This window comes from Bradyrhizobium sp. YR681, assembly GCF_000282615.1.
Lineage (GTDB): Bacteria > Pseudomonadota > Alphaproteobacteria > Rhizobiales > Xanthobacteraceae > Bradyrhizobium.
Map to the genome: position 1 here is coordinate 23,225 of NZ_AKIY01000028.1, position 7,749 is coordinate 30,973.

A 7,749-nucleotide genomic window follows, 5' to 3' on the forward strand; every position below is an offset into this window, starting at 1 on the left:
GCGCAGCGCAATCCGGGATTCTGGCCAAGCGTGAGAGCCCCGGATTTCGCTTCGCTCCATCCGGGCTACGGGACTAAATCTTACTCGCCGCTCGCCTCGCCATTGGCGCCATTCCCGCTCTCGGCCTCTTCCGTGATGTGCTCGACCGAGACGACGTGCTCGTCCTCGGCGGTGTCGAACACGATCACGCCCTGGGTCGAGCGGCCGGCGATGCGGATGCCTTCGACCGGGCAGCGGATCAGCTGGCCCTTGTCGGTGACCAGCATGATCTGGTCGGCGTCTTCCACCGGGAACGACGCCACCAGATTGCCGTTGCGGTTGTTGACGCTCATGGCGACGATGCCTTTGCCGCCGCGGCCGGTGGTGCGGTACTCGTAGGACGAGGTCCGCTTGCCGTAGCCGTTGACGGAGACGGTGAGCACGACCTGCTCGGCCGCCGACATCTCGACATAGCGCTCCTGCGGGAGCTGGAAGCTGCCGGAAGTCTCCTCGGCCTCGGCGTCCGCCGCCGGCTCCTCGGCCGCGGCTTCGCCGGCCACCGCGCGGCGCATCTTGAGATATGCCGAACGTTCGTCCGAGGTGGTCTCCATGTGGCGCAGGATCGCCAGCGAGATCACCTTGTCGCCCTCGCCGAGCGCGATGCCGCGCACGCCCATCGAGGTGCGCCCGGTGAACACGCGCACGTCGGTGACGGGGAAGCGGATGCACTGGCCGCCGGCGCCGGTGAGCAAGACGTCGTCGCGCTCGGTGCAGATCTGCACGTCGACGATCGCCTCGTTCTCGTCCAGCTTCATCGCGATGATGCCGGAGCGGCGGACGTCGACGAAGTCGGACAGCTTGTTGCGCCGGACGTTGCCGCCTGTCGTGGCGAACATCACGTCGAGGTTGCCCCAGGTCGATTCATCCTCGGGCAGCGGCATGATGGTGGTGATGCGCTCGCCCTGCTCCAGCGGCAGGATGTTGATCAGCGCCTTGCCGCGCGCGTTCGGCGCCGCCATCGGCAGCCGCCAGACCTTCTCCTTGTAGACCTGGCCGCGCGACGAGAAGAACAGCACCGGCGTGTGCGTGGAGGCCACGAACAGGCGCGAGACGAAATCCTCGTCGCGGGTCTGCATGCCGGCGCGGCCTTTGCCGCCGCGGCGCTGCGCCCGGTAGGCCGACAGCGGCACGCGCTTGACGTAGCCGGCGTGGGAGACGGTGACGACCATGTCCTCGCGCTGGATCAGGTCTTCGTCCTCGACCTCGCCTTCCTGCTCGATGATGACGGTCCTGCGCGGGGTTGCGAACTCGGCCTTCACCTCGGCGAGTTCGGTCTTGATGATATCGAGCACGCGGGCGCGCGAGCGCAGGATGTCGAGATAATCGGCGATCTCGCCGGCGAGCTTGTCGAGCTCGTCGCGGATTTCGTCACGGCCGAGTGCGGTGAGGCGCTGCAGGCGCAGGTCGAGAATCGCCCTCGCCTGCTCCATCGACAGCCGGATCGTGCCGTCCGGGCTGATGCGATGGCGGGGATCGTCGATCAGCGTCAGCATGTCCTCGACGTCACGGGCCGGCCAGTCGCGCGACATCAGGGTGTCGCGCGCAGTGGTCGGGTCCGGCGAGGTCCGGATGACGCGGATCATCTCGTCGATATTGGCCACCGCGATGGCGAGACCGACCAGGATGTGGGCGCGATCGCGCGCCTTGGCCAGCAAATACTTGGTGCGCCGCGTAACGACCCGCTCACGGAAGTCGACGAAGATCGCGAGCAGGTCCTTCAGATGCATGATCCGCGGACGGCCGCTGTCGAGCGCCACCATGTTGACGCCGAAGCTCGTCTGCAGCGGCGTGAATCGGTACAGCTGGTTCAGCACCACGTCAGGCACGGCGTCGCGCTTCAATTCGATCACGACGCGGTAGCCGTCGCGGTCGGATTCATCGCGCAGGTCGCCGATGCCCTCGATCTTCTTTTCCTTGACCAGTTCGGCGATGCGCTCGACCATCGTCGCCTTGTTCACCTGGTAGGGAATCTCGGTGATGATGATCGCCTCGCGCTCCTTGCGGATGGTCTCGATCGCGACCTTGCCGCGCATGACGATCGAGCCGCGGCCGAGGTGATAGGCGGCGCGGATGCCCGCGCGGCCGAGAATGACGCCGCCGGTCGGGAAATCCGGACCCGGCACGATGTTGATGAGTTCCTCGATGGTGAGCGCGGGATTGTCGATCAGCGCGACGCAGGCGTCGATGACCTCGCCGAGGTTGTGCGGCGGGATGTTGGTGGCCATGCCGACCGCGATGCCGCCGGCGCCGTTGACGAGCAGATTCGGGAACTTGGCCGGAAGGACCGACGGCTCGGTCTCGTTGTTGTCGTAGTTCGGCTGGAAGTCGACGGTGTCCTTGTCGATGTCGGCCAGCAGGGCCAGCGCGGCCTTGGTCAGGCGCGCTTCGGTGTAACGATAGGCGGCCGGGGGATCGCCGTCGACCGAGCCGAAATTGCCCTGGCCGTCGATCAACGGCACGCGCATCGAGAAGTCCTGCGCCATGCGGACCATGGCGTCGTAAATCGACTGGTCGCCGTGCGGGTGATACTTACCGATGACGTCGCCGACCACGCGGGCTGACTTGACGTACTTCTTGTCCGGCGTGTGCCCCTGCTCGTTCATCGAGTACAGGATGCGGCGATGCACCGGCTTCAGGCCGTCGCGCGCATCGGGCAGCGCGCGCGCGACGATCACGCTCATGGCGTAGTCGAGATACGACTTCTTCATCTCCTCGAAGATGGAGACGGGGCGAATATCCGAGGGTTGCGCCGGCTGGTCGCCGGGCTTGTCGTCGTCAGCCAAGGGGGAATCCGATGAAGTTTTATCTGGGAATCATATAGCGCATCGCTGCCCTGATAACCACCTTTGCAAGGTCCGGGGAAGCGCTTTTTCCGACTGTTTTTCCAGAGACTTACGCGCTTCCCGGCACAGTCCGCAGTGGGGCCGGAACGAGCTTGCCGGAACCGCCCCTTACGCCCCGAAAATCACCTATGCATGATGCGGCCTGGCAGCAGCGTGAACAGACCCGCCACGAGCAGCGCACCCGTGAACAGCAGGATCATGGCGCGGCGGTGATCGGCGACGCGATGGGTGCGCGCCCGCCACACCGCGAGCGGCAGCATCGCCAGCGTGAAGACCGAGAGCAGATGGATCGGGCTGAACGGCCCAACCAGGCGGATCTGGTGGATCCAGAACGACGAGGCCGCCACCCCCGCCATCAGCGCCACCCAGATCCAGCCGATCGTCCGATGCGGCAGCGTGCCCTTGGGAGCGGCAAACTGGACGAGGTTGAGCACGAAGGCGGCCATGGCGGCAAAGGCATGCAGCGGGATCGCCGGCGCCGCCTCAAGCAGCGGCGCAAGGCTGATCGTCAGGATCATGCTCTCCTCCGATCGGCAGGCGAACCATGTGAATAGGATTAACATAAAGTTAATACCATTCACATCGCGGCGCGTCAAAGGCTTGAGGCGGCACATGAGGCAAGCCCGGAGAAACCGAGCTTCACCCGTTATTTGGCAAGAAATTCTGTCGTTTCACGCGAACCAGCCGATCTGCAGCGCAAGCATTCCGGCCGGGCTCGGAACTTCGACGTCTTAGAGTGCACCGACGATCCGAAGGCATGTATGTAGCCCCGGTCTTTTTCCGGGAGCGGTCACGTGACCAACGTCCTTTTTGTCTGCAGCGCCAATCGCCTGCGCAGCCCGACCGCCGAACAGGTCTTTTCGACGTGGCCGGGCGTCGAGACCGACTCGGCCGGCATCTCGAACGATGCGGACGTGGTGTTGTCGTCCGAGCAGGTCGAATGGGCCGACATCATCTTCGTCATGGAGAAGTCCCACCGTAGCAAGCTGAACCGGAAATTCCGCTCCAGCCTGAACAACAAGCGGGTCATCTGCCTCGACATTCCGGACGACTATGAATTCATGGATCCCGTCCTGGTCCGGATACTTGAAAGCCGCGCCGGCCGTTTCCTCTCACGGCCGGCACCGACTATTCCCAAGCCTTGAGATCCCAAGCCTTGAGATCTCAAGTCTGAGAACGGGCAGGCCTCAGAACGGGATGTCGTCGTCCATGTCGCTGTTGCGGCCACCGCCGCCGCCGGCGGCAACCGCGCGGCGCGGCGCACTGCTGACGGGACCGGAGGAGCCGAAATCGCCGCCCGGCTCGTCGCCGAAGCTGCCGCCTCCCCCGCCCCCGCGGCCGTCGAGCATCGTCAGGGTCGAGTTGAAGCCCTGGAGCACGACCTCGGTCGAATACTTCTCGACGCCCGCCTGATCAGTCCACTTGCGGGTCTGGAGCGCGCCCTCGATGTAGACCTTGGCGCCCTTCTTCAGATACTGCTCGGCGACCTTGCAGAGGCCTTCATTGAAGATCACGACGCGATGCCACTCGGTCTTTTCCTTGCGCTCGCCGCTGTTCTTGTCGCGCCAGGTCTCCGAGGTCGCGATGCTCAAATTCGCGATCGGCCGCCCGTCCTGGGTGCGGCGGATTTCAGGATCCTTGCCGAGATTTCCAACCAGAATGACCTTGTTGACGCTTCCCGCCATCGCCGCTCTCCACTCCAAATCCCACTGAATTTCAAAAGGCCGAGCCCGCGCGCCGCGATGCTCTGCCGCCCTGTTGAGGCGACCCTATACGCTTGCGAGGGCGGATCGGCCCGTCACCCCCCAACTTATCCCCATATATAGCACCGACCCACGGTTCGTTCCAGATTTGTTCTCAGGGTGTTTTTACGGCCAACGACTGCCGCAAGATTGGCCACACGGCATCAAAATTTCATCTTGCGGCGGAACCCGATGGAACCTTTTCGGGTTCCACGGGCCCGAAAAAAGCACTTAACATTCATTTACTTATTGCCTCCTTCGTTGGTTCTCGACTGTTGTATTTCGGAGACGGACTCTGCCGCCGAACCGGGCTAGCGTTGCCTCGGAATTAGATCATTTGGGCGTCGCGCCTGATGGCCCGCTTCGGGGATTTTTTGAGAAGCGGACAAACATGGGAGAGACCGTAATGAATAAAATCTTGGTGGTTGCTTTTGGTGCCGCTGCGTTGGGCCTGTCGGCTCCGGCGAGTGCTGCGGATCTTGCCGCGCGTCCCTACACGAAGGCGCCGATGGTTGCGCCCTCGCCCATTTATAACTGGACCGGCTTCTACGTCGGTGTTCAGGGTGGCGGCGCCTGGGGCCGCAGCGACGAAACTTTCTTCGGGACTCCCAACACGGCGATTTTTGCTGGAACGCAGAAGTATGACACCAGCGGCGGCTTCGTTGGTGGCGTGTTCGGCTACAACTGGCAGCAGGGTCCGGTCGTCTTCGGCGTCGAGGGTGATTATCACTGGGCTGACATCAGCGGCCGTTCCGCCGAGATCAATGCCGGCGTGGGCGACACCTACTTCACGAAGATTCGCGGCTACGGCGACATCAAGGGCCGCCTCGGCTACTCGACCGGTCCCGCCCTCCTGTTCGTCAGCGGCGGCGCCGCGGTCGGCGACATCCGGCATCGCTATGATGGCGTCCCCGGAAACGTCTTCGTCCAGAACGACTGGCGTTGGGGTTGGACCGTCGGCGCCGGCGCCGAATACATGTTCGCTCCGAACTGGTCCGCCAAGGTCGAGTACAACTACATCGATTTCGGCAAGAGCACGATCCAGTACACCGCCGTGCCCACCAACCGCTCCGAGTGGACCGACACCGTCCACACCATCAAGGCAGGCGTGAACTATCACTTCAACTGGGGCAGCCCGGTCGTCGCAAAGTACTGATATCCACCTGATATCACTTGGAGATCAAAGGCCGGCCTTGCGCCGGCCTTTTCGTTTCCGGTTCCAGTCTGGAACAATCGGACAGTGACTATTACGTTTTGTGACTGTTGTGGCTTTTCGGGTACACAACTTGCGGCTTTGTTAGTGTAAGCACGACATCAGTTGGACCACAGCGTCCGATGCCCTTCCCTATCGTGGAAGGCACAACAGAAACTGGGACTGGGATTAGGTTGAAAATGAAGAAGGTTTTGTTGGCTTCGGCCTGTTTGTTCGCTCTCGCTGCCCCCGCATCGGCGGCTGATCTCGCGGCCCGCCCGTACACCAAGGCTCCGGTCGCTGTTGCCTCGGTCTACAACTGGACCGGCTTCTATCTCGGTATCGTCGGTGGCGGCGCCTGGGAAGATGCCAACAGCCCCCGCATGCAGGGTGGCTTCGTCGGCGGCACCGCCGGCTACAACTGGCAGACCGGAAGCGTCGTGTTCGGCGTCGAGGCCGATGGTGCCTGGGCTGACGTCAACGCCTCGGCAACCGCTCTCGGCATCACCGTGTCGTCGAAGACCGACGCGCTCGGCACCGTCCGCGGCCGTATCGGCTACGCCGTCAACCAGGTGCTGTTCTACGGCACCGGTGGTTACGCCTGGATCGACAACAAGCTCAGCGTCTCCGCGCTCGGCGTGACCGTCTCCGACACCAAGTGGCACTCCGGCTGGACCGTCGGCGCCGGCGTCGAGGCGTTCTTCGCTCCGCAGTGGTCGGTCAAGGGCGAGTATCTCTATCGCAGCCTCGGCGGCGAGACCTACTTCTCTGGCCTCGGCGCTCCCGTGAACTCGGGCACGCTCAACTTCCACACCGTGCAGGTCGGCGTGAACTATCACTTCGGGGGCCCGATCGTCGCGAAGTACTGATCTTCGCTACGACGCCATCGCGTTACGAAAGGCCGGCCTTGTGCCGGCCTTTTTTTGCGCGCGCACCGTTCCACCAGTTCCGCGATCCTCGCTGCTGCCAGATGCCGCCAGCGCGCCAACAATCCGTTGACGATTCGCAAGTCCCTCTGGAAATCCGTCCTCGTTCTTCCTACGTTCGCTGACAACCCCATCGGCGCCGATCCCGGTTCCGGGCGAAGCGCGCCTTTTAAGTCGGCGCGGTCGCGCACCCATGGGATTCCTTGAGGGCAACTCGGATGGATGAAGTGATCAAGGCGAAGCGCCAACAGCAGAACGCGGGATCCAGCCTGCGCGCAATTACGATCCGTGGCGCGCGCGAGCACAACCTCAAGAATGTCGACGTCGAGATTCCCCGCGACAAGCTCGTGGTGTTCACGGGGCTGTCGGGCTCCGGCAAATCCTCGCTTGCCTTCGATACCATCTATGCGGAAGGCCAGCGCCGCTACGTCGAATCGCTGTCGGCCTATGCGCGCCAGTTCCTGGAGATGATGCAGAAGCCCGACGTCGACCAGATCGACGGCCTGTCGCCGGCGATCTCGATCGAGCAGAAGACGACCTCGAAGAACCCGCGCTCCACCGTCGGCACCGTCACCGAGATCTACGACTACATGCGCCTGCTCTGGGCGCGCGTCGGCGTGCCCTATTCGCCGGCCACGGGCCTGCCGATCGAAAGCCAGACCGTCTCGCAGATGGTCGACCGCGTGCTGGCGCTGCCCGAAGGCACCCGCCTCTATCTGCTTGCACCCGTCGTGCGCGGCCGCAAGGGCGAGTACCGCAAGGAGCTCGCCGAATGGCTCAAGAAGGGCTTCCAGCGCGTCAAGATCGACGGCGCCTTCCATGAGCTCGCGGAAGCGCCCACGCTTGACAAGAAGTTTCCGCATGACATCGACGTCGTCGTCGATCGCATCGTGGTGCGCGCCGATATCGGCCAGCGCCTCGCCGAGAGCTTCGAGACCGCGCTAAAACTCGCCGAGGGCCTCGCCGTCATCGAGTACGCCGATGCACCGGCTGGTGCTGCGCCTGCC

6 protein-coding genes and 1 pseudogene are annotated in these 7,749 nt (G+C 63.6%); 4 read left to right on the forward strand and 3 right to left on the reverse strand.

The window, feature by feature from the left end; genetic code table 11:
• Nucleotides 1-80 precede the first annotated feature (80 nt).
• Both gyrA and PMI42_RS04685 read right to left on the reverse strand, forming a co-directional pair.
• On the reverse strand, nucleotides 81-2,822 hold the full coding sequence (gene gyrA / locus PMI42_RS04680) for a DNA gyrase subunit A (RefSeq protein WP_008131032.1): 2,742 nt from the start codon (nucleotides 2,820-2,822) through the stop codon (nucleotides 81-83).
• A gap of 182 nt (nucleotides 2,823-3,004) precedes the next feature.
• Nucleotides 3,005-3,388, reverse strand: coding sequence for a DUF2306 domain-containing protein (locus tag PMI42_RS04685; RefSeq protein ID WP_035964518.1), 384 nt, complete (start codon nucleotides 3,386-3,388; stop codon nucleotides 3,005-3,007).
• Nucleotides 3,389-3,676: 288 nt separating this feature from the next.
• Between PMI42_RS04685 and PMI42_RS04690 the strand changes: the two genes are divergently transcribed.
• Nucleotides 3,677-4,027, forward strand: a complete 351-nt coding sequence (locus tag PMI42_RS04690; protein WP_008131036.1) for a low molecular weight protein tyrosine phosphatase family protein — start codon at nucleotides 3,677-3,679, stop codon at nucleotides 4,025-4,027.
• Nucleotides 4,028-4,069: 42 nt separating this feature from the next.
• On the opposite strand, the gene PMI42_RS04695 is transcribed toward PMI42_RS04690, so the two are convergent.
• Nucleotides 4,070-4,567, reverse strand: coding sequence for a single-stranded DNA-binding protein (locus PMI42_RS04695; protein ID WP_008131038.1), 498 nt, complete (start codon nucleotides 4,565-4,567; stop codon nucleotides 4,070-4,072).
• A gap of 463 nt (nucleotides 4,568-5,030) precedes the next feature.
• On the opposite strand from PMI42_RS04695, the gene PMI42_RS04700 reads away from it, so the two are divergent.
• From PMI42_RS04700 to PMI42_RS04710, 3 genes and pseudogenes are all read left to right on the forward strand, one after another.
• Nucleotides 5,031-5,780 (forward strand): outer membrane protein, encoded by a 750-nt coding sequence (locus tag PMI42_RS04700; RefSeq protein ID WP_008131040.1) that lies wholly within the window; start codon nucleotides 5,031-5,033, stop codon nucleotides 5,778-5,780.
• 236 nt (nucleotides 5,781-6,016) lie between these two features.
• Nucleotides 6,017-6,685 (forward strand): outer membrane protein, encoded by a 669-nt coding sequence (locus PMI42_RS04705; RefSeq protein WP_008131042.1) that lies wholly within the window; start codon nucleotides 6,017-6,019, stop codon nucleotides 6,683-6,685.
• A gap of 275 nt (nucleotides 6,686-6,960) precedes the next feature.
• Nucleotides 6,961-7,749: pseudogene (locus tag PMI42_RS04710) on the forward strand (excinuclease ABC subunit UvrA); the annotation flags it as partial.

What these genes read in the sequence shown, in the direction of transcription:
- PMI42_RS04695 (WP_008131038.1), bottom strand. Translation starts at nt 4,567, where the DNA reads ATGGCGGGAAGCGTCAACAAGGTCATTCTGGTTGGAAATCTCGGCAAG.
- PMI42_RS04700 (WP_008131040.1), top strand. Translation starts at nt 5,031, where the DNA reads ATGAATAAAATCTTGGTGGTTGCTTTTGGTGCCGCTGCGTTGGGCCTG.
- PMI42_RS04705 (WP_008131042.1), top strand. Translation starts at nt 6,017, where the DNA reads ATGAAGAAGGTTTTGTTGGCTTCGGCCTGTTTGTTCGCTCTCGCTGCC.